This is a genomic window from Paraburkholderia sp., assembly GCF_047605525.1.
Classification (GTDB): domain Bacteria; phylum Pseudomonadota; class Gammaproteobacteria; order Burkholderiales; family Burkholderiaceae; genus Paraburkholderia.
Genome location: NZ_JASGFN010000018.1, coordinates 125,376 through 152,361, shown reverse-complemented (window position 1 = coordinate 152,361; position 26,986 = coordinate 125,376). Strand labels below are relative to the sequence as shown.

The following is a 26,986-nucleotide window of genomic DNA, read 5'->3' as shown; positions in this document are numbered from 1 at the left end:
GAGACACGTATGGCTAGTCCCGCAGATCCGCTCCACCATCCCGGCGCAGGCGCGCCGCCTTCCACCTTCGAAGAGGCGACCTACCGCAAGGTCACGTGGCGGCTCGCGCCGCTGCTGATGGTCTGCTACATCGTCGCGTATCTGGACCGCGTGAACGTCGGCTTCGCGAAGCTGCAGATGAGCACCGACCTCGGCCTGAGCGATGCGGTGTACGGCTTCGGCGCGGGGATTTTCTTCATCGGCTATTTCATCTTCGAGATTCCGAGCAACGTGATCCTGCACAAGGTCGGCGCGCGCGTGTGGATCGCGCGGATCATGGTGTCGTGGGGCGTGATCTCGATGCTGACGATGTTCGTCACCACGCCGACGATGTTCTACGTGATGCGCTTCCTGCTCGGTCTCGCCGAGGCGGGGTTCTTTCCTGGGATCATCCTGTATCTCACTTACTGGTATCCGGCGCATCGGCGCGGGCGCATGACCACGTGGTTCATGACGGCGATTGCGCTGTCCGGTGTGATCGGCGGGCCGGTGTCGGGGTATATCCTCAAGAGCTTTAACGGCGTGAACGGCTGGCATGGGTGGCAGTGGCTGTTCCTGCTCGAGGGGGTGCCGTCGATGATCGTCGGGATTCTGGTGTTCGTGATGCTCGATGATCGAATCTCGAAGGCGAAGTGGCTGACGAAGGAAGAGCAGCAGTTGCTCGAGAGCCAGGTGTCGGCGGAGGAAGCGACGAAGCACGATATGCCGATTCGCGAGGTGCTGACGAGTGGGCGCGTGTTGATGCTGAGTCTGACGTACTTCTCGTTTGTGATGGGGCTTTATGGGGTGAGCTTCTGGCTGCCTACCATCATCAAATCTACTGGAGTGACTGATGCGTTTGTGATTGGGGTTTTGTCGGCGATTCCGTTTGCGGCGGCGGTGGTGGCGATGGTGCTGGTTGCGCGGAGCGCGGATCGGATGCGGGAGAGGCGGTGGCATATTGCGTTGCCGGCGTTTGCTGGGGCTGTGGGGCTGGTGTTGTCGGTTGTGTGGACGCATAACACGTTGCTTGCCATGGCCGGGTTGACGCTTGCGACTATGGGGATTTTGACTACTCTGCCGTTGTTCTGGAGTTTGCCGACCGCGATTCTGGCGGGGACTGGGGCTGCTGCCGGGATTGCGATGATTAATTCGATTGGGAATCTGGCGGGTTTTTTGAGTCCCTATGCGGTGGGGTGGTTGAAGCAGGCTACCGCGGCTAATGATTCGGGGATGTATATGCTCGCGGCGTTCATGATTCTTGGTGGACTGCTCGCTGTTAGTGTGCCGGCGAGGATGGTTAATAAGTGAAGTGGGTTTCGTGAAGCATGGGTCCTGGCGGTGATTTGCCGCGGGGTTTTACACTAATGCCAACTGGATTTGCATTGGACGCTGTGCCGAGTGCCGCGTCGAACGTAACGACGTTGACGCGCTGAGACGCAGTAATTGTCAAACAACCTTTTTGGAGATTTGATGGGCGAGTTTGCAGAATCAGTGCGCCGCGGCGAGATAAAAGGGCCGAGCCGTTCTGGTTTCCGACGTGACGAATGGATTAAACGAAAGGGCACGGCAACACTCGACGACACCGACACGCGTATTCTCGAAGCAGGTATCTTCCTTGACGACCTGCTCTCATCAGTTCGAAAGCGCATTCGTCTAGCCGACATTGATCTGCAGCCCAGTGTTCTGGTCAGGCTGATTATTGGACTCTCTACGTACAATCTTTTTCTCATCCATGAAAACGCCCATATAATTTGGGATGACATACGGATCAGCCGTCAACTCAAATCAACTTCCCTATTGCAAAACACCGTCGAAGTAGCTGACGGTCAAACTTTCACACCGGATGAAGTCATTACTGGATGCGGGGACGGAATGAAACACATGTTCCGGCAGCTAATCGACACGAGATATAAGCAAGGACTTCGAGACGAAAGCAACATAATAAATGAAGATCTCATTGCAATTAATGAAGAAATCAGCAATGCCGTCCTTTACCAATCGGCCGTTGAGATATGGAATGACTGCCTCGGAAACGAATATGGTTTGGAGTTTCACGGAGACAGCGTCGAAGTACGTCCATCGCGCCCAAACCTTGAAATTGACCGCGTAGTGTCGATGTACCGGCGCGAAAACATAGCTCTGCGCACTTCCCTTGATTTTGCCGAGATCTGGAATTTTAGGTGGTCCAGAAAAGAAAAAGAGGTGCACTGCGAAATTCCGCTTGTGGTCAAGATTCATGGCGACCAAAGAATCGAGCGCATAGATCTCGGAACCAACGAAAAGACCCTGAATGCAGCAGCCCTTGGAATAGTCTCAATGCTATGGTTGCGGCATGGCTACTATCAGTCATTTTTGGACGAACCACTGCCTCAACTGATGCAGTTCACCCTTAACCAGATGATCATGTGTTGGCGCTTTCTTCAATCACTGGCGATAGCTATACTCACTTCGGTAAAAGCAGGAGCAACTGCAAACCCGACAGATCTTCTACGTTTTTCGCCCAAGATTTCCGAAAGGCTACTGTGCAGGACATTGGCCAAGACACTTTCGATGGATTCTGAGCGTGCCCGACAACTCATCAACACATTCGTTTTCAGCGGGGACAACTCCCAGGATCTTTGGCTTCAACCCTTGATGCGTGTCGGTGAAGATTTTTGCCTCATCGTTCCTTGCATTCATTCGGCGAAGCTAGAGAGGATTGTCGAAGGATGGATGCGACAAGGAGGTCTTGAACTTAAACGGCGTGGCCCAGAGTTCGAAAAATACTGTCGCAGTGAACTGACAATTCATGCGGCGAAGTCACCAATCTCATCCGCAATCAAGGTTATCGGTCACGAGGTCAAGTTCACTGGCGCCAACGGCAAAGAGGAAAGGATTGACATCGTTGCGATCGTCGGTGGCACCATCTTACTTATCGAGGCAAAATGTATCCTCTGGCCTGACGACTCGCTTCGGCTTACGAGTTATCGAGATACGATTAGAGAAGCGACCATACAGATCACGAGGCAGAAGGACGCAGTCCTGTCAGACTATGCGGGATTTTCACGCAGGCTCCTGGAATTTGGGCACGAGATATCCAATGAAGCGAATGTTGTCTGTTGCGTGGTGACCAATTCTGCCGTCTATGCGGGCTCCGCAATCAATGGCGTCCCGGTCGTTGATTTGCCGATGCTGGCTAGATACTTTGACAATAGGTATATCAAGATAGAGACAAGAGCCAAAGGGGAAAGCATTTCGCAACATACAATACGGTTTTATGATGACGAAAAGCAGGCTGGACTGAACCTCCGAAGCTACCTATCTGCGCCCCCTCAGCTGATCGATATGAAGGAATACGTCAAAGCACGGGATGTATCTTTTCCGATGGACAGCCAGCCATCCGGGCGACTTGTCTATCGCACGTACAGTGTCGATATCGATATCGAAGCAATGACACAAAAGTACGAACTCACCCGCTAATTGACTACGGTCTGGACAGGCACGATAACCAAATCCGCGAGATCGACCGCGAACCTCTTCATCGTGTTCAGAATATGTGGCGCCATTCCATGCTGCTCATTGCGAGCCACGTGTTCCAGGATCGCGGAATCTAAGCCCGTCAACACATTGCAGCCATTCACTCTCCGACATGTAGGCTATGGTCTCTCGTCGCTCCTTTTCGAGAAATTCAGATTGCTCATCCAGACTGAGCGCCACCCAATATTGGTCCCATATGTGGGATACCAATATTCAGCGTTGCCCTGTAACGAGCCTACGACCGGGCCAAGCTCACAGGATGCAATCCACGGACAAGGCGGGTTAAAGCCAGCGCTAGCAAGTCGTCGAACCAACTCAACATCGTCAGTTAGGAGCCGCATATTGATTCCAGCGAACTTCTGGTCGTGCCTGACTAGCGTATGCGAGTCGCCTCGCCTGTAGTGTTGCCAGTCCGTTTCGTCGCGACCATCACGAATATTCATGATGTAGCTCGGCAACTGAGTCACTTCGATAGTCTGACGCACGAGAAAGGCGTTGACACCAATCTCGCGCAGATTGCGAACTTCGATATATGCGGGCAGATCAGTCGACATCGTAGGTATCCCGCCCGCTACAAACGTCTCCTTGAGTTTGTTGGTGTCGAACCCAAACCCTTGTTCGCTTGCTTCTATCTGCCTATTTCCAGACTGCGCAGCAAAACGTTGCTCTTGCCGTTTGCGGTCAATGTCATCGATCATTCTCCGCAACGAGAACACGTTCCCTGTTATTTTTTTCACCCGTGGCCCCTCATCGCTTGTGTGTTTATTTGAATACTACCGATCGCCGCATAGAGAGAACATCGATCCGATGGACCAACTTCCGATCACCCGTGCTGCCCTCCCTCACGAGCGATGGCTTCGTTTGTACTATCTTGCACAATAAATTGCGTCGGCCGCCGCTGCATACTGACATGACATGGGCTCGCACTCACATCGGTAGGAATTTTCCAGTCTTCTCCGATTCGGCAGGATGACCCCGATTATCTAAACGAAACGTCCATCACCAGTGCGAACCCAGCGCAACAACCGCTTATCGCACCGCACCGCACCAGGAAATCAGGCAATCAGGCAATCAGGCAAAAAGACAGGCAGACCACTCAGGGCCGGTCATCCGTCGCATCAATGCTTCAACGGCGAGACAACCCTATCTCAAACCCCACGCTTCGTCCGTCGCGAGTTGTATATGCGGCAGACGAAAAGACCACTCACCGTCCCTCTCGCTCCATTCCCGCAAAGTACTGACAGTCAGCCGCTCACAAACCAAACACAGCGGCCTCTGGATGCAATCGCGACCCTAGGGCATCTGTCAACGTTTGTAAATTTTCACTTATCCCAATTTAATCTCGTTGACCTGTCGGAATTTAAATGGTTAGTTATCGGTTTTGCGAACCGATTCAGTAAGAGAGACTTACACACTCCGGCGCTAATCCGTGAGTACTCGGTTCTCTTTCCGAGTCGGGGGCCTAACACAATGACCAACATTCGAGGAGATGTCCGTTTGTCTGTCGATACACGCGAAGCCTGTCTCTACCAGTTGCATTCCTCACTGCACCTGTACGCGATGGTGCAAAGCTCGCCTGGTGCTCTGTTCGCCCCGCGCGGCACATACTATCGCGGTGACATGCAGATGCTTTACCACCGCACAAACTACGGACGCATGATCCGCACATTTTATCCTGGTCATAAGGAGGTGGCGTAATGCCTGATGCACTCGTGACAGCAATCACAAACACTGATCCAAATTCTTGCGTGACGGCTTACTGCCAACGATTAGCGAAACCCTGGCATGTTTCCGATGATGGTCTGTCCTTTATTGCCGTTTGGGAGTCGGGTCTGTTAAATGGCGTTAATTTTCAGCGACACCATGTCACGCAGGGATTCATTCTCAAAGCATACAGGGATAACGTCGGCATTCCGACGGTCGGGTGCGGACATCGAATCGTGCCGACCGACGATATCGAGGTCGGCCAGACAATTTCACTGGATCGTGCGCGCGAGTTCAAAAAACGAGATGTCGAGATAGCGGAAAGACGGCTAAATAGTGACGTGTTCGTCCCGCTATTCCAATTTGAATACGATGCTCTAGTTAGCATCGTATATAACTGTGGCGCAGGGCAAGGCGCGGATAACATAGTCATGAAAGTTAATTCAGGACACTACGACGCCATGTTTGATTTCATTTGCACCTATCGCGTAGGCAACAATCCCGGCCTCCCACCAAGACGTTATTCTGAAGCACGCCTCTTCGCGTCCGGAGTATACGATGCCTCTCATTAGCAAAACGATTTTTGGCTGCGTCGCATTCGCGGGGCTTTGGAATGTAGCTTTGGCGAAATCCGATCCAGAATGCCTGAAGCATCTTGGCGGCGGCTACGGAGACACCCTATGCTACGGCGATCTGAGCGCCGATCTCGTTAAGGACAATAAGCGAATTTATGAAAAGGTACGCGCAAAAATACCAAGTAATAACCCGCACGCAAAACTCCTGGACGCCTATATGGCGTCACAAGACAATGCACTGAAGTTCTGTGAACTACAGCGCGACGCAGGCGCAGGCTGGGAGAAGAGCCCAGATGGCTCCATGTATCCCGCACTTTACGCCGAGTGTGTGTACGATTTACGCAAATCGCAGAACGCATTTTTGGCCGATCTACTCAAAATGTCCGAGTGGTAACTCGATGACGGAGTCCTGTGATGTACAGGATTCCGCCAATCTGCTACTAACGACTTAAACATGAAATTTATCGATTACGTTTTGGGCGCAGTCGCGATTGCGCTATCGATGCAATCTCATGCCTGTTCGGTCTTTCCCAGGACAGCACACAACTACCGTTTAATTCTCTGGATGTAGCGGCACTTCACAAATGGGGCGAGTGCTATGGAGCCATAAACCGGAAACGGATCGTCTGCACGGCTTCCGTTCCGAATGAGCACTATTCCGGCTTCAAAAACCCATCCAGCCTTACGATTTACAAAACGCGAAGTTCTTGCCTTTTTCCCACGACGGACTATACCTTCCACAAGACCCACCCGGTCTTGTGCTGTTTCTTGTGCAACCCCAAATCAGAAAGAAATCATGCGCAATACAGAGGCACGCCACCGTCGTGGGACTGTACATCGCCAGTTGATGCTGGTTCTATTGCTGAGTCCATCACTCGCCTCAGCTAACTGCACCTGTGAATTCTCAGGCGACGAATACAAAGCTTTTGGTACACGCGCGGCGTGCAACGTCGTCATGTCGGATAACGACAAGACCTGCAATATAGCCTTTGCCGCGGTAGGTGCTTCGACGCCTGTCCTATCAAGCGTGGTGACGAGCTCGGTAGCAAATTATCAGCAGCAGGCATATGAAATAACAATCCAATACTTGCAGCTTGTCTCCAAAAATGATGACGCAGGACTGACTAACCCCAAATTTCTCCAACCAGCGCTTCTAGCGTTCATGCGCGCTGCCTACCTTCGGCCTGGTGTGACTGACGATTTGAAGGGACTCGATGCTGCCGTCTCACAGTTCACCAAAGAACAGGTCGACAAGATCAGCGAGGTTTTCTACGGGAAACGAAATGCATTCGACGGACGTCAAGGAAACCTTACTTATAGTGTAAATCGGACCACGGTGCGACTCACGTATCAGGTGACCGGCAAAAACAAGGTGACGATAGAGACGACCTACATGCCGGTTCCGGAGAAGTAGTCCATGGATATCTACGACTGCGTAAAACTCGATAAAACCCCCGAGGACTTCTGGATATATGTCGGCATCATGGCCGGCGTCGCGCTGCTCGCACTCATAGTTTTGCTGGCTTTCGCCATCTGCGCGAGAAAACTTGCTAACGGAGTCAAGCTCAAGTTTTCGGAGGGAAAGGAAGTCGAGGTGAATGGCCCTATGGTCGGGGCAGTCGTTTTTGTATTAGGCCTGGCGGCCATTATCTGGGGCCTCAGCTACGTTCGTGGACAGCTCATCGAGAACTATCGGGTCAAGCTCATTCTGGAGAACGCACCTGAGACACTGTCATCGGTTAAGGAGTTGTTGACTACGGTAAAGGAAGGACAAATAGATGTGGTCATCGACCCGAGCGTCGCTAACTTTGCTATTCAAGGAAGATACGATTCGACGTGTATTGCCGACTTCTGGCAGCGCGTCTGTTCGAAATACAACGCCGAACTCAGGTGCAATGACATACTTAAAGAGAGGACGGTGAAGATTACCCGGAAGAGCACACCGAACGCTGATTAGCGGAGACTTCCCTTATCACGAGGACCGGCGCTCGCACATCCGGCTGCGCTAGCACCTCGATGGCGAACCACTGCTCACGCAACGGCATCTCGAATACGCTTTGCGATCTGCGCGTCGAGCGGTGTATACACGATCATGCCCAGATCCGGCCGGCCGTCGACAGCAAACAGCGAATACTCCATCTCGATGACCCCCAGCGTGGGATGCAGCAAACGCTTGACGTTCTCCCCTTCGCCGTGGCCGAAGACCTGATTTTCGCGCCACATGCGGTCGAAATCGGGGCTGGCACGGCATAGATCGTCCACCAGCTCGCCCACTTCGGAAGCAAGCCCCGCGCGTGCCACGTCCGCGCGAAACGTCCCTACGACGAAGCGCGCGACGCTTTCCCAGTCGTGCTGTTTTGCACGCACGGCCGGGTCTCCGAACAGGAAACGCAGGATGTTGCGCTGGCCCGGCGGCAGCGTGCCGTAGTCGGTGAGCACGACGGCCGCGGCACGATTCCATGCAACGACGTCCCATGCCGCGGTCTTGATGATCGACGGGCTGGCGTCGAGCGAATCGAGCACGCGCTGCAATCGCGGGTTCACGCCGTCGACGGACCTGTAGCGCACTTCCGGCGGCCGCCCGAGCCCCAGCATGAACAGATGCTCACGCTCGGTATCCGTCAGCATCAGCGCCGCGCAGATGCGCTCCAGCACCTCAGCGGAAGGCGCGCCGCCACGGCCCTGTTCGAGCCACGTGTACCAGGTCGAGCTGATGTTCGCGCGCTGGGCCACTTCTTCACGGCGCAATCCAGGCGTGCGCCTGCGGCCCGCAAAACCGAAGCTGGCCGGATCGAGCCGCGTGCGGCGGCTGCGCAGGAAGTCCCCAAGGGTTTGGGCGGTGTTCACGGAGTGATTAGCCTGTTAGTCGTTTTACCGGGATAAACTCACTACTTCAATAGAATAGCGAATGATCGCATAGTGGATGAGTCGCTTTATGGAGACTTGACCATGCGAATCTTCCTGACGGGTGCAACCGGGTTTATCGGCTCGGCTCTGGTGCCCGAACTCATCGAAGCCGGTCATCACGTGATCGGCATGACCCGCTCCGACGCGGGCGCGCAGGCGCTGACTGCAGTGGGCGCCGACGTCCATCGCGGCACGCTCGAAGACACCGACAGCCTGCACCGCGGCGCCGCCAATGCGGATGCCGTCATACATCTCGCGTTCGACCACGATTTCTCGCGCTTCGTGGAGAACTGCGAGAAGGACAAGCGCGCAATCGCGGCGCTGGGCTCGGCGCTGGCCGGCTCGGATCGCCCGCTTCTCATCACGTCGGGCACGGGCGTCGGCAGCCGCGATGACGGGCAACCGGCTTCGGAAGATGTATTCAACACCACGCACCCGAACCCGCGCATCGGATCGGAGCTCGCCGGCAATGCACTGCTGGAAGCGGGCGTCAATGTATCGGTGATGCGCCTGCCGCAAGTACATAACCCGTTGCGGCAGGGCCTCATCACGCCGCTCATCCAGATTGCGCGCGATAAAGGCGTGTGCGCGTACGTGGAGGACGGCCTTAATCGCTGGCCGGCAGGACATCTGTCGGACGTCGTGCGGTTATATCGGCTCGCCATCGAGAAGGGTGAACGCGGTGCGCGCTACCACGCGGTCGGCGAAGAAGGCGTCAGCGCTCGCGAGATCGCGGAGGCGCTCGCGCGCGGCCTGAAGATACCCACCGTCTCGATCGCACGCGACGAAGCGCAAGCGCACTTTGGATGGATGGCGATGTTTACCGCGCTCGATATGCCGGCATCGAGCGCGCGGACGCAGGCGCGCTTGGGCTGGCAACCGACCGGCCCCACGCTGATCTCCGATCTGAACGAAGCGCGCTACGTTTAAACAGCCATCCAGGCTTGCGTGCAGGCGGCTCTGCGTTGTTGCTAAACGCGACCCGCCAGATACTTCACGAGTCTTTGCGCCGCCGGCTGCAATGACTCGAGGCTTCTGAAGCACACGACAAACCGGCGTTCCGCCCAATCGTCAGCGAGCCTGATCACCTTGATTCCGAGCACGGGCCGGTAGGTTTCGGCCACTTCGACGGGGATTACGCTGATACCCAGTCCCGCTGCGACGACACGCAACGCGGCATCGAAGCTCGACACTATCACCCGATATGACAGCGTCTTGCCTGCGCTTGCCGCCGCGCGCTGAAGCATGGTGTGAACGGCGGTCGTCGGCAGCAGCCCGACATGCTCGTACTGAAGGGTTTGATCGAAGCTGAGCACGGGTTCGTGCGCAAGCGGATGGTCCGGATGCACCGCGAGCGCCAGTTGGTCTCGCCGATACGGGATATGCTGCAAGCCTTGCAGGTTGACGTTGTCCCAGCATACGCCGACGCTTGCCGCGCCCTCGCGCAGTTGCCGCACGAGGTCCGACGACAGGCGTTCTTCCACATCGACGCGAATGTTCGCGTTCCCAGGCTCTCGCATGAACGTGGCGATGTCGTCGAGCAGCGCCTCCGCGATCGCCGATGCCGACGCGCAGATACTGACGCGGCCCCTCAGTCCGCCGCCGAACGCCGCGACGTCGCTTTCGATGCGCTCGATAGTGAACAGGATGCTGCGCGCGTGCTCCAGCAACGCACTGCCCGCGCCCGTGGGCTCGACGCCGCGCCGTGAACGCGACAGCAGCGGCACACCCAGATCGCTTTCGAGTTGCGCGATGCGCTTGCTGATCGCCGACGGCTCGATATGCGCTTCCTGCGCAGCCCGCGCGATGTTGCGGTGATCGCACACGGCTACGAAAAGCCGCAACGTTTTCAGATCGATATCGCGCACTGTCTCTCCATCTAGCCATTCCGGTTCGGAACGTTATCGGTTCCGAAATACCGCTTTAATGTTTTGCCGGAAACTCTAAAGTTAGCACAACGCCGGCGGCTCAACGACCGGTGCATCCACCGGAGACAGCCATGCCCTTCTTCCCCGCCGACGTCGTTATCCGCGAGGTCGGTTTGCGCGACGGTCTGCAAAGCATCCAGCGCACTTTGCCGACGGAACACAAGATCGAATGGATACGCGATGCCTGGTCCGCTGGCCAGCGCGAGATCGAAGTCGGGTCGTTCGTGCCGGCGCGCCTGCTGCCGCAACTGGCGGATACGGCCGAACTGGTGGCCTTCGCCAGAACGCTGCCCGGTCTTTTCGTTTCCGTGCTCGTGCCGAACCTGAAGGGCGCCGAGCGTGCGCTCGAATCGCATGCCGACCTGCTGCTCGTGCCGCTGTCGGCCAGCCGCGAACATAGTCTCGCCAATCTTCGCAAGACCCCGGACGAAGTTGTCGCGGAAGTCGCCCGGATCCGCGCCGCGCGTGATGCCGCCGGAGCAAAAACGCTCATCGAAGGCGGCATCGGCACGGCCTTCGGCTGCACGATCCAGGGGCGCGTCGAGGAAAACGACGTGCTGCGCTGCATGCAGGCATTGCTGGACGCGGGCGCCGACCGCGTGAGCATCGCCGATACCGTCGGCTACGCCGGCCCGCGCGCCGTGCGCGATCTTTTCGAAAAGGCCCGCCGTATTGCCGGTGACCGCTTCTGGTGCGGCCACTTCCACGATACGCGCGGTCTCGCGCTCGCCAATGTCTACGCCGCCCTCGAAACCGGAGTCGCGCGCTTCGACGCGACGCTCGCCGGCATCGGCGGATGTCCGCATGCGCCCGGTGCGAGCGGCAACGCATCGAGCGAAGACCTGGCATTCATGCTGGCCGATATGGGCATTGAGACCGGCATCGATATTCATGCGTTGTTGCGGCTGCGTGCGAAGGTCGCGCAGTGGCTCGACGGCGAAATCCTGCATGGCGCGCTGTGGCGTGCCGGACTGCCGAAAACTTTCACGCGCGAGGCGGTAAGCGGCGCGCTGACCGCCTGAGGTTACACATGATCGCTACTCAAGCAAGACTCCCTCTCGATGGTGTGCGCGTCGTCGAGTTTACGCACATGGTCATGGGGCCGACGTGCGGCATGATCCTCGCCGATCTCGGCGCTGAAGTGATCAAGATAGAACCGCCCGGCGGCGACAGGACAAGGAAGCTTCCGGGCCTCGGCATCGGTTTTTTCCGCACGTTCAATCGCAACAAGAAAAGCGTCGTGCTGGACATCAATACACGGGAGGGCGCCGACGCCGCGATCGAGTTGATCGGCACCTGCGACGTGATGCTGGAAAACTTCCGTCCCGGCCTGATGCAAAAGCTCGGCCTCGATTACGACACGCTGGCAAAACGCTATCCGCGGCTTATCTACGTGTCGCACAAGGGCTTTCTGCCCGGCCCCTATGAAAAGCGCCTTGCACTGGACGAAGTCGTGCAGATGATGGGGGGACTGTCGTACATGACGGGACCCGTCGGGCGACCCCTGCGCGCCGGAACATCGGTCAACGACATCATGGGCGGCATGTTCGGCGCGATCGGCGTGCTCGCCGCGCTGCGCGAACGCGACTTCACCGGACACGGCCAGGAAGTGCAGAGCGCGCTCTTTGAGAACTGCGTGTTCCTCAGCGCGCAGCACATGCAGCAATATGCGATGACCGGGGAAGCACCGCCGCCGATGCCCGCGCGCGTCTCCGCATGGAGCGTCTATGACGTGTTCACGCTTGCCGACAATGAACAGTTGTTCATCGGCGCGGTAAGCGACAAGCAGTTCATCACGCTTTGCGACGTGCTCGGCCGCCCGGACATCGCCGTCGAACCGCGCTTTGCGAATAACGCGTTGCGCGTGGCAGTGCGGCCCGAGTTGCTCGAGGTGCTTGGAACCATACTCAAGGATCATCGCGCGGACGAGCTGGCGCCGCAGCTGGAAGCGGCCGGCATTCCTTATGCGCCGATCGTGCGTCCCGAGCAACTGCTCGATGATCCGCATCTCAAGGCAAGCGGCGGTCTCGTTCCAATGGAGGCCGACGACGGCACTACGACCGATGTCGTGCTTCTGCCGCTGACAATGGGCGGCCGTCGCCCCGGTGTGCGCCAGGCGCTCGCGCGTGTCGGCGAACACACGCAAGAGATCCTTGCGCGCCTTACGAAGCAAGCGACCCTATAACCGTCTACAGCATCAGCGGCGAGAAGCCGCGACTGTTGCCGCGGACGGAAACCGAAAACACAAGAATGCCGTCGCTATTCGCTGTATTCAGGAGACAACTATGCAGCCCTCTGCCACGGCGGATTCGCATCCGCTCGTACCGCCTGTCATCGACGTCGATACAACCCCCCGTGCCGCGATTGCCGCTCGCATCGACCGGCTGCCGATCACCCGGCATCTCTGGATGCTGGTTTTTCTGGTCTCCCTCGGCGGTTTCTTCGAGGTCTACGATCTGATCTTCACCGGATATATCGCTCCCGGCATGGCGAAAAGCGGGCTATTGCAGACGACGACCCATGCATTCTTCGGCTTCACGGGTATCGCTGGATTCATCGCCGCCACATTCGCGGGTCTTTTTATCGGTACTTTTGGATTGGGCTGGACGCCTGACCGCTACGGCCGCCGCGCTGTGTTTACCGTCTCGCTGCTCTGGTATTCGATCGGCTCGGCAATCATGGCGTTTCAGACGACGCCTGAAAACCTGATGCTGTGGCGCTTTATCACGGGGATCGGCGTAGGAGTCGAGATTGTCACGATCGACAGTTACGTGACCGAGCTCGTCCCTCAGCACATGCGCGGACGCGCGATGGCGTTCAACCAGTGCGTGATGTTTGCCGCGGCGCCCGTGGCTGCCATCCTCTCGTACTGGCTGGTTCCGACGACGGTCGCTGGAATGGACGGATGGCGAATCGTCGTTCTCGCGGGGTCGGTGGGCGCGGTACTGGTGTGGTTCATCCGGCGCGCGGTGCCGGAAAGCCCGCGGTGGCTGGCCATGCATGACCGGATCGAAGAAGGTGACAGGATCGTGCGCGCGATCGAGATCATCGTGGCGCGCCAGTCGGGCCGACCGCTGCCGCCGCCACCGCCCGTCATCGAGCAGCCCGTGCATCGCCGCGCATCGCTTGCGGAGTTGTGGGAGCCCCCGTATCGCTCGCGTCTGATCATGTTGATCGTCTTCAACTTTTGCCAGGCGATCGGCTACTACGGTTTCGCGAACTGGGTGCCCACGCTGCTGATCGGTCAGGGAATCACCGTGACAAAGAGCCTGCTTTATTCATTCATCATCGCCTTTGCGCTGCCCATTGGACCTTTGCTGGCGATGGCTTTTGCCGACCGGATCCAGCGCAAGTACCTGATCGTTGCGGGGGCACTCGTCGTGATCGTGTGCGGACTGATCTTCGGGCAGGTTAAAGCGGCGCTCCCGCTCATCGCGCTCGGCGTATTAATAAGCTTTGCCGGCCAGACCATCTCCGTGTGCTATCACGCCTACCAGGCTGAACTGTTTCCTACCGCTGTACGGTGCCGCGCCAATGGCATCGTGTATTCGGCGAGCCGGGTTGGCGCGATGATGTCAGGCTTTCTGATCGCCTTCCTGCTCAGGGATTTCGGCGTCTCCGGGGTGTTCGTGGGCATCACGGCCTGCATGCTCGCGGTTGCGATATCGATCGGCATGTTTGGGCCGAAAACCAATGGTTTGCGTCTCGAGGAGTTGAACCATTGACAGGCGCTGATGGCAGGAGCGCCCCGGAATCGGCGGCAGATATCATCCAAAGCCCTACGCGTGACGCCGGTTACTCAGCGTCACGCGCCGACCCGGTACCTCTACTGCAACCGGTCTATCGCACGAGAAAGCCGTAAGCCAGTGGATCGCGCTCATCGATGATCCAGTTCGCAAATCCACATACGAAGGCGTTACCTTCCACTTCCGGAATGACCGCCTTGAAGTCCCCCACGGTCGTCTCGCTCAGCACACGCCCCTTGAACACCGTTCCGATGATGGACTCATTCACGAGCGTCTCGCCTTCGCGCAACTGCCCGCGCAGATAAAGCTGGGCCACACGGCCGCCGGTGCCCGATCCCGTCGGCGAACGGTCTACTTCGCGGTCGGCAAAGACACAGCAGTTGGCCTGCGTCGAACCGTCGTGTCGCGGCGCGTTGGCAATGATGGTTCCGTAGATGTGGTTGATCTCCGGAATATGCGGATGTTCGACCGCGAACGCCTTGTTCGCGGCGGCCTTCACTTCCGCGCCGAAACGGATGAGTTCTTCCACCGACGATTCGCGAATCGCCAGTCCGTGAGGTTCGCCATCGGTGTAGAAGTAGAATGCGCCGCCAAACGCGATGTCGCCCGTCACCTTTCCGAACGACGGTGTTTCGACGGTGACGTCCTTCTTCCAGATGAAAGACGGAACGTTGACGAAGCGCACGTTACCCGCATGCTCGCCATCCCATTGCACGAACGCTTCAATGAAGCCGCAGGGCGCGTCGATTCCGACACGCGTCTCCGGTATCTGCCGTTGCACCCAGCCCAACTCGACCGCTGCGGTCGAAAGCGCGATGACGCCGTGTCCGCAGTGATCGCTGTAGCCTTCGTTATGTAGAAAGATGATGCCGAAGTCCGCGTTCGGACTCACCGGTTCAGTCAGATAGCCACCGTACATGTCGGCATGGCCACGCGGTTCGAACATCAGCGCTCGACGGATATCGTCGGCATTCTCTTTCAGCCATGCGCGGCGCTTGACGATCGTGTCGCCTGGCAACCTCGGCAGACCGCTGGTGACGATGCGAAACGCTTCACCGCCGGTGTGGACTTCGACAGTCGAGATGGTTCGGGAAATTTTCATGTCTGCTTCGTGATATCAGTGAGTCGCCCCGGATTACTGGCCATACGGAACCGGCAAGCCATTCCTGATGACGTACACGGTGGTGGGCGCGCCCTTCAGGTCACCATACTCGTCGAACGAATAGGTTCCGGCCACGCCTTTATAGTTTTCTTTCGCCAGGGCGGCCGTCAGTTTCGCCTTGTCGGTCGTCGTGCCGGCCTTCACCATGGCGTCGGCCAGCATTTTCACGCCGTCGTAGTAACTGACCGCGTAGACCTGCGTATCGGTGTTGTACGCGGCCTTGTATTTCTGCAGGAACTCCCGGCCGGCAGCGGTCTTGTCAAGCGCGATACCGCCTTGCGCGCAATAGACGATGGACGCCGCGTCCCCTGCAACCTTGCCCATGTCGGCCGAGCAGATGCCGTCGCCGCCGAGCAACTTCGCGCGCAGACCGCGCTGACGCATCTGCTTCGCCATCGGCGCGCCCTGTGCCGCGTAACCGCCGAAGAAAATCACGTCCGGGTTTTTCGCCTTGATCGTGGTGAGAATACCGAGGAAGTCGGTTGCCGACGAATTGGTGAACTCCTGATCCACGATCTGGATGCCATTCGCCTTCGCCTGCTTGACGAACTGCTCCGCGACGCCCTGGCCGTATGCCGTACGATCGTCGATAACCGCCGCGGTTTTGGCTTTCAGCGTTTTCGCCGCGAATTGCCCCATCGTGCCGCCGAGTTGTTCGTCGCTTGCGCCGATGCGGAAAATGTTCTTGAAGCCCTGCTTCGTCAGCGCCGGATTCGACGCCACCGGCAACATGGGCACGCCACCGGCATTGAACACGCGCGACGCCGGAATCGCGACACCCGAGTTGTATGGCCCGACCACTGCCAGCACCCCGCTATCCACCAGCTTCTGCGCGACCTGCACGCCGATCTTCGGGTCCGCCTGATCGTCTTCGGAATCGAGCTTGAACGTGACTTTCTGACCCGCGACGATAACGCCCGTCTTGTTCAGTTCATCAATGGCGAGACGTGCACCGTTTTCGTTGTCTTTACCGTTGGGCGCTTGCGGGCCGGTGAGCGGCGCCGAGTGACCGATGGTGACGACGACCTGTGCATGGGCGGACAGGGTGAATCCAGCGGCCACCACGGCGGCCACGATTGTTTCTGGACAGCGCATACGAACTCCAGGTGAGCGAGGAGAAAACCAGACCGTTCGGGTCCGGCGGTACACCGCGTAAACTGGTGACGAATTCATCCAATTTTCCCAGGATCGGCCGGTCGGAGTGCGAGCGTCGACCTGTGGACAGAATCTAAACCACGAACACTTCCAAAACAAGCCATTTTAAAAACAAAGCTCAATTTTGGTATATATAAAAACCACCAGACGATTTTCACGCAACCTCGACATTGGCACTTTGACCAGTCAAGAGGTACGACGCTATGCAACCGGCCCGTGCCCTACTCCTTCCCACTCACCAATTTTGGTATATTTCAGATACCACATTCACGTGTTGATACGTCAGATGTCCTCCGCCACCCACATCGACTTCGAGAGCAACTTCCGCCCGTTGCAGATCTACGAGCAGGTGTCGGAAAAGATTCGAGCAGCGATCCGCTCCGGTATGTTTCTGCCGGACGCGCGCTTGCCGTCGGAGCGGGAACTGGCCGCACGTTTCGGCGTCGGGCGGCCGGCGGTGCGCGAGGCAATAGGCGCGCTACAGAACGAAGGGCTCGTCGTCACGCGACGCAACTCGGGGACCTACGTTGCATCCACGGCAGGACAGATTCTCGCCTCCGCCCTCGCAACGGATTCGGCGGAAGCAGAGGCATCCGATTTCAGCCCCCTGGCGACTTTGGACGTTCGATTGATTCTGGAGCCGGCCATCGCGCGGCGTGCCGCGGCGCGCAAGAAACGTGACCGGCTCGCCGAGCATTACCTGGAGCAGATGGAAACGCTTACCGACGTCTCCGACCCGGAGCAGCGTGTTCTATGGAACAACAGTGACCGGCTGTTTCATCGTCAGCTCGCGGTAATGACGGGTGATGCGCTGCTCACGAAGTTTGCTGAAGAGATTGCCGCGACGATGGACCAGTTGCTGTGGAAACGGCTGAAAGACGACGGTATTCACGATCCGGCGCGCATCCGGCTTTACGTTGCCGAGCATCGGCTGATTTACGAAGCCATCGTGACGGGAAACGCGGATGCGGCGGCGTTCTATGTCGAGCAGCATATTCATCGCGTGCAGCGGGATATCGCTCCGCAATAGGCGGTGGGCCTGCGAACTCGAACCGTGGCGGTGACCGGAATCACTGGTAGTTTTGACGAGCGCTATCGAGATAGTTGAACACCGACAGGAGACATTTCATGTGCCGCTGGCTCGCTTATTCCGGCAACCCGCTTCAGCTCGAAACGGTGCTGTTCAACGCGAAGCATTCGCTGATCGATCAGAGCCTGCATTCGCGGCTCGGCCACACCACGACCAACGGTGACGGTTTCGGGATCGGCTGGTACGGGCATCCGACCGACATTCCGTTTCGCTATCGCTGCATTCAGCCGGCGTGGAGCGATCGCAATCTGCGTGAAGCCGCGCGCGCGATCCGCGCGCCGCTGTTCGTCGCGCACGTGCGCGCGGCGACCGACACGCCGTCGCAGGAAACCAACTGTCATCCGTTTCGCCACGGCCGGTGGCTGTTCGCGCACAACGGCCTCGTGCGCAACTATCCGTTGATGCGCCGCGATCTGATGGTCGCGATCGCCCCCGAACTGTTTCCGTCGATCGAGGGATCGACCGATTCCGAAGTGCTGTTCTTCCTCGCGCTCACGTTCGGTCTCGAGCTGGCGCCCGTCACCGCGCTCAAACGGATGGTGGCATTCGTCGAGGAAACCGGCCGACGCCTCGGCGTGGATGACCCGCTGAACATGACCGTCTGCGCAACCGACGGCGAGCAGATCGTCGCGGTGCGCTATTCGAGCGAAAGGCAGTCACGCTCGCTGTTTCACAACACGTCGTTCCGTCATCTGCACGAGTTGTACCCCGACGATCCGCGCATCGCGATGGCCGGGCAGGATGCGTTTCTGGTCCTGTCGGAGCCGCTCGCCGATTTGCCGGGCTGGTGGCAGGAGATTCCGGAGAGCACGGTGGTAGTGGCGCGCGGCGGCGAGATCGAGCAGTTTGCGTTCGAGCCTCAGGCGGCTTGAGTAGTTTGAATGGGTCGAGTGGTTTGACGCGGCGACAATGCGGCGCGCGAAATCGCCGAGGTTGAAAGCGTGCCATCAGCCATGCTTCGCAGCAGTGATTACATCGGATGTAATTGGCGCAACGCACGCCGGCTTCTACTCTTTGGCTGTCGCGCCCCACTCCGGTGGCGCTCACTGCCAGGGAAATACCATGTCGAATTATCCTGTTCACACGATCGAATCCGCTCCCGAGCAATCGAAGCCCGTGCTCCAGCAACTGCGGCAGGCGTTCGGCCTGATCCCGAACATCGCGGCAAAGATGGCCGGATCGCCGGTTCTGATCAACGGTTTCATCGGCCTGTTCGAGCGCGTGCATGCGAGCAGTCTGACCGAGCCGCAGATTCAGACGCTGTTGCTAACGAATGCGGTCGCGAACGCCAGCGAATGGCCCGTTGCGTTTCACACCGCACTCGCGTTGAAGGAAGGCGTGCATCCCGGCGACGTCGATGCGATCCGGCACGGCGACTTGCCTGGCGACCCTCAACTGGCCGCGCTGTCGGCATTGGCGCGCACGCTGATAGAAAAGCGCGGCCGCGTGGCCGAATCGGACCAGAGACGCTTCCTGGAAGCGGGGTTCAGCGCCGAGCAGATACTCGAGGTCATTGCGGTGGTTGCCGCATCGACGATCACGAACTACACCAGCAGCGTGACCCGGCCGCCGCTCGAATCGCAGTTCGAGACGTTCGCGTGGCATGCGCCCGCGCGCTGAGTCCTCTCCATTCGTCCATATCGATCAGGGCAACCCGATGAACGCCACCCGTTCCGATCCGAAAGCGCCGCCGAGCGAACTCGGTGATTTGCTGCGCTATTGGCGCGACGTGCGTGGCGTGAGTCAGCTCGATCTGTCGCTCGAGGCCGGCATCTCGCAACGCCAGATCAGCTTCATCGAAAGCGGGCGCAGTGTGCCGGGCCGCGAGACATTGCTGACACTCGCGCAGACGCTCGACGTGCCGCTGCGCGAGCGCAATGCGCTGCTGCTCGCCGCGGGCTACGCACCGGTGTATTCGGAGGCGCCGTGGAACGCGCATGAGATGCATAGTGTGATCCGCGCGCTCGAACGGGTCGTGCGCCAGCATGAGCCGTTTCCGGCGATCGTGATGGACCGCCACTGGAACGTTCTGATGACCAATGACGCGGCACCGCGCTTCTTCGATTGTTTCATCGACATGGCTTCGCGTGAGGGTCCGCGCAACATGCTGCATCTGATGTTCGATCCGCGGGGGATGCGTCCATTCGTGGCCGATTGGGACACGGTCTCGCGAAGCCTGCTGCAGCGCGTGTATCGCGAATCGGTCGGTCACGTGGTGGACGCTGGAACCACGCGTCTGCTCGACGAACTGCTGGCCTATCCGGACGTGCCGCGTGACTGGAAGACGCATTATGGGGCGGCTGCTACACCTGCGATGCCTGTTATTCCGATCGGTTTTGTCAGCGATGGGGTCGTTCTTCGTTATTTCTCGATGGTTACGACCGTGGGCACACCGCAGAATGCGGCGACTCAGGAGCTACGGCTGGAATGTATGTTTCCTGCTGATGAGGAAACCGAGGGACGCCATCAGCGGTTGCTTGCTGTGCATTCGGGAGATTACTGAGATGCTGGTAGATGGTCCCTTGCGTCGCGGGTCGGCCAAAAATCGGCCATTCGATTCCGGCGGCTGGATCGATGACAATTGAATGCATGGCTCGGTCGATAGTCGAACCTGAAATCCAGGGATCTGTTGTCAACCAAAACCCTCGCAGTTCGTGGAGCGGAAATGTCCGTAGCTAACATCGAATACCACGTAGTGCGCCCCGTCGACGAAACTGCATACAAACAATTTATGACGGAGCTCTTCGCGGAAGGACTATCAGTGCTTCCAGATCGAGGAGCGGAGCCTACTGACGAACAATGGACAGAGTTCTTCAAGCGCCGAAGGAGCGATCACTCAGTCTTGTTCATTGCTGAACACGAAGGAAGACTCATCGGCGGGGGCGGCGTCAGTCGTATTGAACAGCCGAATTGCGGGCATTCGGTTTCGCTCGGTCTCAACGTCTCGAAGGAATATCGAAATCAAGGGATCGGGCGGGCGCTGCTGCGACATACGCTTCGATGGGCCAGCGTGGCGCCTGCTGTCGAGCGGATTGAACTTGAGGTCACAGCCAATAATCCCGGAGCTATCCACCTCTATGAGTCAGCTGGTTTCAGGGTTGAAAGCGTTAAGCGCCATGCCTTAAAGAAAGGCGACTTGGTTCTCGACATTGTGCAGATGGCTATGGTTGGCAGCGTTATTCGATCCCCAAAACTATAGGTATTGCGGAGATCGGCCTGCTGCTCCCTGCCGATGAACCGCGGCCAGCAGAGCACGGCCAGGAAGAGCCATTTGAAACCATGAAGCAAATGACCGGTTCTCGGCGCGTACCGGGCACCAACTTCTCGACACTTTTTGTATGTCTTGACGAACGGTACAACGCGGTGTCAGCATTCAGTTTCGTCGTCTCGACCGCGACGGATCCGCGTCCCAACGGCGACTCCTGAACCATTGTCTGAAACTGCGCACGAACCTTTCCTGCACCTGCGACGGTAGCCGGTTCGCCGGATGATACATATACACATCGAATTCCACGACCGGCGTAAACGGCCGGATCACGACGCGGGATGGGTCAGCAAGCCTTGCCGTGGCCTCGTCGATGATGGCGCAACCGGCCCCGTGCGTTACCAGAGCGAGAGCGACGGATGACTGCGGCGTGGTCAGGAGGATGTTGCGATCGATGGCGTTGCCCTCGAAAGCCGATTCAATGCGCGAACGCGATCCGTCGATCTCCGCGAGCGAGATGAACGTCTCGTTGCGCAGATCGTCCGCGTGGATCACCTCTTTGGCGGCGAGCCGATGGTCGATCGACAATGCACACACACCCGAGAGGTTGCCCAGGCGCTCGACCTGCACGCCGGTGCGCGGCGCAAGAATGATTGCGATGCCGACGTCGGCTTGACCGTCGGCAGTCCAGTCGATCACGCGTGGCGATGATTGCGAGTGCAGATTGATGGTCAGCCGTTGCGAATCCTTGACGAACTGCGCGACGAATTCGGCCATCAGCGTTTGCGCGATGCTGGGCGACGCCACCACCGACAACTGACCCCGGCGCATATCACGGATCTCTCTGGCCGCTTCCTTCAACTCGATCACGCCATCCCACGCGCGCTGCATCGAACCAACCAATGCGCGGGCTTCCGCGGTGGGCACAAGCCGTCCGCCGCGCTGCTCGAACAGCACCAGGTCGAGCTCGCTTTGCAGCTGCGCAATCAGCTTCGTCATGGCGGGCTGCGAAATCTTCAGCGAGTGCGCCGCGGCCGTCACCGTGCCGAATTCCAGCATCGCCTTGAACACTTCGATCAGTCGGAATTTCATCGGCTCGGGGGCTCGCGGGAAGCGTTATAACTGCAGGTTATGGACGAATAATCATAGCGCGCTTTCGTGGACACGCGAATTTGTCGTTTCTAGACTCAAAAACATCATCAATCGAACAGTGGAGACAGGCATGGACCGTCGGGGTTTTGTCACGGGCGCTACGGCATTGGCGGCGGCTGCCGTTAGCGGGCTGGCGCGCGCGCAATCGCATGCGCCAGTTCCAAAGCGCACGCTCCTGACGTGTACCGCCCAGTTCGATCCGGCGCGCCCGGAGATTGCCCGGCTGGTCGCGCAAGCGTGCAAGACGCTCGGCTGGGAAGTGGAAGCGAACCCGATGGACTACAACGAGGGCATCCAGAAAGTCATCATGCAGCATGACTTCGAGATGTATCTGGTGTTTTTTCCCGGCACCAGCATCCGTATCGATCCGGACTTCTTCATACGCGGCATCCACGATTCGTCCGAAGACAAACGCGGCGGCTTCAACTGGATGGGCTATCACAGCCCGCAAGTCGACGCGTTGGCGACCTCGCAAGCGCGTCTGATGAAAGTCGACGAGCGTCACAAGCCGGTCGTCGATGCGCAAAGCGTGATCTTCGCCGATCAGCCGGGCACGGTGCTGGTGTATTCGCAGATGACGATGGCGTACCGCTCGGACAAGCTGAGCGGGCTCGTGCCGCAACTGGGCGAAGGCGTCGGCGGCTTCTGGTCCGACATCAACATGAAAGTGACGGGCGATGGTTTTTCGCGCAGCGGCGCGAACGCGGACGTCAAGCATCTGAACCCGGTTGCGGTGGTGGACAGCACGGAGTTCGCGGAACTGTCGATCATCTATGACCGCTTGCTGCGCCTCGACCCCAACGGCAAGCCCGTGCCGTGGGCCGCGAGCGCGGTGAAGCTAGTGGACGACAAGACCATCGATCTGACCATCCGTCCGGGCATGCGCTGGCACGACGGCAAACCGGTGACGGCGGACGACGTCAAATTCAGCTTCGATTACCACAAGCAGTGGAAGGCGCCGTTCTTTCTGACCGCGTTGAACAACGTGACATCGGTGGAATTGCCCGATGCGCAGACCGTGCGCGTCAAGCTCGCCAATCCGTCCGCACCTTTCTTTTCGAACGTGCTGGCGACGATGTTCATCATCCCGCGCCACGTATGGGAAGGCATTGCGGCAAACGGCGATCCGCTGCGCTTCGCGAACGAAAAACCGGTGGGCAGTGGACCGTACAGGCTCGACTACTGGCGGCGCGGTTCCGAACTGAAGATGACCGCGTTCAACGAGCACTTCAACGCGCCGAAATGCGCCGGCATCATCCGCATCGTCTATGGCAGCCAGGATGCGCTCGCCACCGCGATCGCGAATGGCGAATGCGATCGCACGCGCTACGTGCTGACGCCCGCGCTGGTCGATCGTTTGAAGACGGTCAAGAATGTGGTCGCGAAGGGCTATCCGAGCCATGGGCTCTATCACCTGTCGTACAACAACCGCATCAAGCCGTTCGACGATCCGGTGTTCCGCCAGGCACTGAACTTCATCATGCCGCGCCAGATGATCTCGCAACTGGTTCTGCTGGGCTATGCCGACCCCGGCGCATCGATCATCTCGCCGACCAACGATGTATGGCACAACGCGGCGGTCAAGGTGCCGCCGGAGAATCTGAAAACGGCGCGCGACATGCTTGCGAAGGCCGGCTATAGCTGGGACGCGCAAGGCCGTCTGCTGTCGCGCGCCTGAGCCCCGGCTAGCCACGGCGGCAAGTGCAAGCCGTTAAGCGTATCGATCCTTGAGGATCATTTATGACTCTGTATATCGCACGACGATTAACGTCGTCACTGATCACGCTGCTGGGCGTGGCCGTGATCCTGTTCGTGCTGTTCCGCCTGATGCCCGGCGATCCGACCGCTCAGGTGATCAGCCCCGCGCTCGACCAGGCCGCGCAGGCGCGCCTCAAACATGCATTCGGGCTCGATCTGCCGATGTGGCAGCAGTTCTTCGTGTACATCAAAAACATGTTGAGCCTGCAGTGGGGGCAATCCTTCACCACCGGCCAACCGGTCGCGGATCTGCTCGGTCACTGGCTGCTGAACACCATGCTGCTGATGAGCGCGGGTCTGGTGCTAGCCGTGGTGGTCGGCGTCTTGCTCGGCATCCTGATGGCGGCGCGGCGAGGCGGCGCGCTCGATCACGTCGCGACCGTCGCCGGGCTGGTGTTCCAGGCCGCGCCGCCGTTCGTCATTGCAATCGTGTTGCTGATTGCGTTCAGCTACAAGCTCGAACTGCTGCCGTCGTCCGGCATGGTGGCCGCCGGCACGGACGACAACGGCATCTGGGCGATGCTCACGTCGGCCGATTTCCTCAGGCATCTGATTCTGCCGACCATCACGATCAGCGCCGTCTATGTCGCCACGCCGATGCTGGTGATGCGTGATTCGATGCTCGAAGTGCTGGGCTCCGACTTCGTCGAATTCGCCCGCGCCAAAGGGCTGAAACCATCACGTGTGCTGTTCGGACACGCTGCCCGTAATGCGCTGCTCGCGGTCGTCACGGTGTCGTCGCTGATTCTCGGTTTTGCGATCGGCGGGCAGATCGTGATCGAGACGGTGTTCTCGTGGCCGGGCATGGGCAAGGCAATGGTCGACGCCGCGTTGCAACACGATTATCCGGTGGCCCAGGCCGCCTTCTTCCTGATGGCCGTGGTCGTGATCGTGATGAATCTGTTGACCGATCTGTCCTACAGCTTCCTTGATCCCCGCATCCGCTTCGGAACGACATGATGACTGATACCGCATTGATGACCCAACCGTCCACGCCGGCCACGATGGCACCCGTCGTGGCAGCGGAAATCTTCGAGATCGAAACGCGCTTCGTCGTGCCTTACAAGCTCGCCGAGGGCACGCTGGCGACGACACGCGCGATCCTCGTCAAGCTCACCGACGAAGACGGCGTCACGGGTTGGGGCGAAGCCAATCCGAGCGTCAGCTTCACCGGCGAATCGTGCGACGAAGCCGTGCGCGTGCTGCGCGACACATTGCTGCCCGCGCTGCTCGGCAGCGCGAATCCGGAGCCTGGTCGAATCGATCAGCTGTTCGACACGCTGGTGCCGAGGCACCTGTGCGCAAAAGGCGCGATCACGATGGGCCTGCTCGATCTGCTCGGCAAACGGCTGCGCGCGCCGGTGGCGACGTTGCTGGGCGGCGTGCTGCATCGGACGCTGCCGGTGCTTTGGCCGCTGAACAACGGCACCGCCGATGACGACATCCGCGTGATCGACGACAAGGCGGCTCAGGGCTTTCGCAGCTTCATGCTGAAGATGGGCACGTCGCCCGTCGCCGACGAAGTGCGGCGCGTCGCACAGCTCGAAGCACGTTATGGCGATCGGCTGAAGTTCATCGCCGATGCCAACCAGGGATGGACCTTCGCCGATGCGCAGATCTTTCTCGACGGCGTGCGTGGTTCGAAGCTCGCGTTCGTCGAGCAGCCGGTCAACAAGGATGAGCTCGAACAGATGGCATCGCTGGCGGCCAGCACACCGTTGCCGATTTCAGCGGATGAATCCGTGGTGGGCGCCGCGCATGCGGCGAAAATCGCGAAGCTCGGCGCGGCCAGCGTGTTCAGCATCAAGAGCAGCAAGAACGGGGGTCCGCTGCGCGCGCAACGGATCGCGGCGGTGGCGGAGGCATTCGGCATCCGTTGCTACATGAATTCAATGCTTGAATTCGGTGTCACGCAGGCCGCGTCGTTGCAGCATGCGGCGACGATTTCCAATCTGATCGACGTCGGTCATGCGTATATGTCCACGCTGCGTCTCGTCGAAGATCCAACCGACTTCTCGTCGTTCGTGCGCGATGGCGTCGTGCATCTGCCGAACCGCGACGGTCTCGGCGTGCAGGTCGACGAAGCACATGTACGGCGGTTGGCGGTTGCCGTCAGCCGCGCCGGAGCACGCGTATGAGCACGCCCGTCGTCAAGGCGCCCGCGCCACTGCCACCGGGGCGCCTGCTGCGCGGCGCCGCGCTGGTCAGACGCGAACTCGGCCAGAACCTGAAGGTGATCTTCGCCGACCGGCTCGGCGCGTTCGGCGCGATCGTCATCGGATTCGCGTTGCTAGTCGCGCTATTCGGGCCGTGGCTGATTCCGCATGATCCATATGAATCGCTGAAGATGGCCGATGGCCGGATGGCGATCCTGCAGGCGCCGGGCACCGCGTTCCCGCTCGGCACGACCAATCTCGCGCGCGATCTGCTGTCGCAAATGATCCTCGCGACGCGCACGACGATGATCATTGGCGTGGCAAGCGGCTTCGTGTCGATCGTGATCGGCGCGAACATCGGACTGATTGCCGGCTATTACGGCGGCCGCATCGACAACGCGCTGATGCGCCTGACCGATGTGGTCTACGGGATGCCGTTCCTGCCGTTCATCATCGTGCTGATTTCACTGTTCGGACGCTCGATCGGCTTCGTGATCCTCGCCATCGTCGTGGTCGTCTGGCGAACCTCGGCGCGCGTGATCCGCGCGCAAACCATCGCGATCAAGCAACGCCAGTTCGTCGCGTTCGCGCGCGCCCGCGGCGCGAGTGATCTGCGCGTCATCTATCGGCATATCGCACCGAATATCCTGCCGCTGTTGCTGCTTTACACGTCGTTCAACATCGCGTGGGCGATCGTCACGGAAGCGTCCGCGAGCTTTCTCGGCTTCAGCGATCCGAACGCGATCACGTGGGGCAGCATCCTGCAGGATCTGTGGGCCTCGGGATACACGCAAACCGCGTGGTGGTGGTTCCTCGAACCGTCCGTGGCCATCGTGCTGCTGGTCAGCGCGTTCGTGTTCGTGAGCCGCGCGTATGAAGTGGTGGCCAACCCGCGTCTGGGAGAACGATGA

General features: G+C 59.0%; 25 protein-coding genes. 19 read left to right on the top strand and 6 right to left on the bottom strand.

The window, feature by feature from the left end; genetic code table 11:
* The first annotated feature begins 9 nt into the window (after window positions 1-9).
* Window positions 10-1,329 carry an MFS transporter gene (locus QM685_RS24835; protein WP_415120358.1) on the top strand — a complete coding sequence of 440 codons (1,320 nt, stop codon included), beginning with the start codon at window positions 10-12 and terminating at the stop codon, window positions 1,327-1,329.
* Between the two features lie 162 nt (window positions 1,330-1,491).
* Entirely contained in the window at window positions 1,492-3,480 is a 1,989-nt protein-coding gene (locus tag QM685_RS24830; protein WP_415120356.1) for a hypothetical protein, read from the top strand.
* A 176-nt stretch (window positions 3,481-3,656) separates the two neighbouring features.
* On the opposite strand, the gene QM685_RS24825 is transcribed toward QM685_RS24830, so the two are convergent.
* Window positions 3,657-4,235, bottom strand: coding sequence for a hypothetical protein (locus tag QM685_RS24825; RefSeq protein ID WP_415120354.1), 579 nt, complete (start codon window positions 4,233-4,235; stop codon window positions 3,657-3,659).
* 999 nt (window positions 4,236-5,234) lie between these two features.
* Here QM685_RS24825 and QM685_RS24820 point away from each other — a divergent pair.
* From QM685_RS24820 to QM685_RS24805, 4 genes are all read left to right on the top strand, one after another.
* Window positions 5,235-5,813 carry a lysozyme gene (locus QM685_RS24820; RefSeq protein WP_415120352.1) on the top strand — a complete coding sequence of 193 codons (579 nt, stop codon included), beginning with the start codon at window positions 5,235-5,237 and terminating at the stop codon, window positions 5,811-5,813.
* Window positions 5,800-6,210 carry a hypothetical protein gene (locus QM685_RS24815; RefSeq protein WP_415120350.1) on the top strand — a complete coding sequence of 137 codons (411 nt, stop codon included), beginning with the start codon at window positions 5,800-5,802 and terminating at the stop codon, window positions 6,208-6,210. The genes QM685_RS24820 and QM685_RS24815 overlap by 14 nt, the downstream gene beginning before the upstream one ends.
* 402 nt (window positions 6,211-6,612) lie before the next feature.
* The gene (locus QM685_RS24810) at window positions 6,613-7,230 is read left to right on the top strand and encodes a hypothetical protein (protein ID WP_415120348.1); all 618 of its coding nucleotides are present in this window, start codon (window positions 6,613-6,615) and stop codon (window positions 7,228-7,230) included.
* Between the two features lie 3 nt (window positions 7,231-7,233).
* The gene (locus QM685_RS24805) at window positions 7,234-7,773 is read left to right on the top strand and encodes a hypothetical protein (RefSeq protein WP_415120346.1); all 540 of its coding nucleotides are present in this window, start codon (window positions 7,234-7,236) and stop codon (window positions 7,771-7,773) included.
* A gap of 74 nt (window positions 7,774-7,847) precedes the next feature.
* Here QM685_RS24805 and QM685_RS24800 read toward each other — a convergent pair whose 3' ends face one another.
* Window positions 7,848-8,663, bottom strand: coding sequence for a helix-turn-helix transcriptional regulator (locus QM685_RS24800; RefSeq protein ID WP_415120344.1), 816 nt, complete (start codon window positions 8,661-8,663; stop codon window positions 7,848-7,850).
* Between the two features lie 102 nt (window positions 8,664-8,765).
* On the opposite strand from QM685_RS24800, the gene QM685_RS24795 reads away from it, so the two are divergent.
* Entirely contained in the window at window positions 8,766-9,653 is an 888-nt protein-coding gene (locus QM685_RS24795; RefSeq protein ID WP_415120343.1) for an SDR family oxidoreductase, read from the top strand.
* 41 nt (window positions 9,654-9,694) lie between these two features.
* Here the strand turns inward: QM685_RS24795 and QM685_RS24790 are convergent, their stop codons facing one another.
* Entirely contained in the window at window positions 9,695-10,591 is an 897-nt protein-coding gene (locus QM685_RS24790) for a LysR family transcriptional regulator (RefSeq protein ID WP_415120341.1), read from the bottom strand.
* A gap of 131 nt (window positions 10,592-10,722) precedes the next feature.
* Here QM685_RS24790 and QM685_RS24785 point away from each other — a divergent pair, with 131 nt between their 5' ends.
* The 3 genes from QM685_RS24785 (at window position 10,723) to QM685_RS24775 (ending at window position 14,376) form a co-directional block, all read left to right on the top strand.
* The gene (locus tag QM685_RS24785) at window positions 10,723-11,673 is read left to right on the top strand and encodes a hydroxymethylglutaryl-CoA lyase (protein WP_415120339.1); all 951 of its coding nucleotides are present in this window, start codon (window positions 10,723-10,725) and stop codon (window positions 11,671-11,673) included.
* Window positions 11,674-11,684: 11 nt separating this feature from the next.
* Entirely contained in the window at window positions 11,685-12,836 is a 1,152-nt protein-coding gene (locus QM685_RS24780) for a CaiB/BaiF CoA transferase family protein (protein ID WP_415120398.1), read from the top strand.
* A gap of 100 nt (window positions 12,837-12,936) precedes the next feature.
* Window positions 12,937-14,376 (top strand): MFS transporter, encoded by a 1,440-nt coding sequence (locus tag QM685_RS24775; RefSeq protein WP_415120337.1) that lies wholly within the window; start codon window positions 12,937-12,939, stop codon window positions 14,374-14,376.
* Between the two features lie 115 nt (window positions 14,377-14,491).
* On the opposite strand, the gene lhpH is transcribed toward QM685_RS24775, so the two are convergent.
* Together lhpH and QM685_RS24765 are read right to left on the bottom strand one after the other, a co-directional pair.
* Entirely contained in the window at window positions 14,492-15,499 is a 1,008-nt protein-coding gene (gene lhpH / locus QM685_RS24770; RefSeq protein ID WP_415120335.1) for a trans-3-hydroxy-L-proline dehydratase, read from the bottom strand.
* Window positions 15,500-15,532: 33 nt separating this feature from the next.
* Window positions 15,533-16,654 carry a branched-chain amino acid ABC transporter substrate-binding protein gene (locus QM685_RS24765; RefSeq protein ID WP_415120333.1) on the bottom strand — a complete coding sequence of 374 codons (1,122 nt, stop codon included), beginning with the start codon at window positions 16,652-16,654 and terminating at the stop codon, window positions 15,533-15,535.
* Between the two features lie 346 nt (window positions 16,655-17,000).
* Here QM685_RS24765 and QM685_RS24760 point away from each other — a divergent pair, with 346 nt between their 5' ends.
* The 5 genes from QM685_RS24760 (at window position 17,001) to QM685_RS24740 (ending at window position 21,003) form a co-directional block, all read left to right on the top strand.
* Window positions 17,001-17,744, top strand: a complete 744-nt coding sequence (locus QM685_RS24760) for a FadR/GntR family transcriptional regulator (RefSeq protein ID WP_415120396.1) — start codon at window positions 17,001-17,003, stop codon at window positions 17,742-17,744.
* A 98-nt stretch (window positions 17,745-17,842) separates the two neighbouring features.
* Complete coding sequence (locus tag QM685_RS24755) at window positions 17,843-18,676, top strand: class II glutamine amidotransferase (protein WP_415120331.1); 834 nt, start codon at window positions 17,843-17,845, stop codon at window positions 18,674-18,676.
* A 190-nt stretch (window positions 18,677-18,866) separates the two neighbouring features.
* The gene (locus tag QM685_RS24750; protein ID WP_415120329.1) at window positions 18,867-19,424 is read left to right on the top strand and encodes a carboxymuconolactone decarboxylase family protein; all 558 of its coding nucleotides are present in this window, start codon (window positions 18,867-18,869) and stop codon (window positions 19,422-19,424) included.
* 37 nt (window positions 19,425-19,461) lie between these two features.
* Entirely contained in the window at window positions 19,462-20,307 is an 846-nt protein-coding gene (locus QM685_RS24745; RefSeq protein ID WP_415120327.1) for a helix-turn-helix domain-containing protein, read from the top strand.
* A gap of 162 nt (window positions 20,308-20,469) precedes the next feature.
* The gene (locus QM685_RS24740) at window positions 20,470-21,003 is read left to right on the top strand and encodes a GNAT family N-acetyltransferase (RefSeq protein ID WP_415120325.1); all 534 of its coding nucleotides are present in this window, start codon (window positions 20,470-20,472) and stop codon (window positions 21,001-21,003) included.
* Between the two features lie 174 nt (window positions 21,004-21,177).
* Here the strand turns inward: QM685_RS24740 and QM685_RS24735 are convergent, their stop codons facing one another.
* Window positions 21,178-22,101 carry a LysR substrate-binding domain-containing protein gene (locus QM685_RS24735; protein WP_415120323.1) on the bottom strand — a complete coding sequence of 308 codons (924 nt, stop codon included), beginning with the start codon at window positions 22,099-22,101 and terminating at the stop codon, window positions 21,178-21,180.
* Window positions 22,102-22,231: 130 nt separating this feature from the next.
* Between QM685_RS24735 and QM685_RS24730 the strand changes: the two genes are divergently transcribed.
* From QM685_RS24730 to QM685_RS24715, 4 genes are all read left to right on the top strand, one after another.
* Window positions 22,232-23,839 (top strand): ABC transporter substrate-binding protein, encoded by a 1,608-nt coding sequence (locus tag QM685_RS24730; protein WP_415120321.1) that lies wholly within the window; start codon window positions 22,232-22,234, stop codon window positions 23,837-23,839.
* 62 nt (window positions 23,840-23,901) lie between these two features.
* Window positions 23,902-24,879, top strand: a complete 978-nt coding sequence (locus QM685_RS24725; RefSeq protein WP_415120319.1) for an ABC transporter permease — start codon at window positions 23,902-23,904, stop codon at window positions 24,877-24,879.
* A complete protein-coding gene (locus QM685_RS24720; protein ID WP_415120317.1) occupies window positions 24,876-26,057 on the top strand; it encodes an enolase C-terminal domain-like protein in 1,182 nt (393 codons plus the stop codon). The genes QM685_RS24725 and QM685_RS24720 overlap by 4 nt, the downstream gene beginning before the upstream one ends.
* Entirely contained in the window at window positions 26,054-26,986 is a 933-nt protein-coding gene (locus tag QM685_RS24715) for an ABC transporter permease (RefSeq protein ID WP_415120315.1), read from the top strand. Before QM685_RS24720 ends, QM685_RS24715 begins: the two co-directional genes overlap by 4 nt.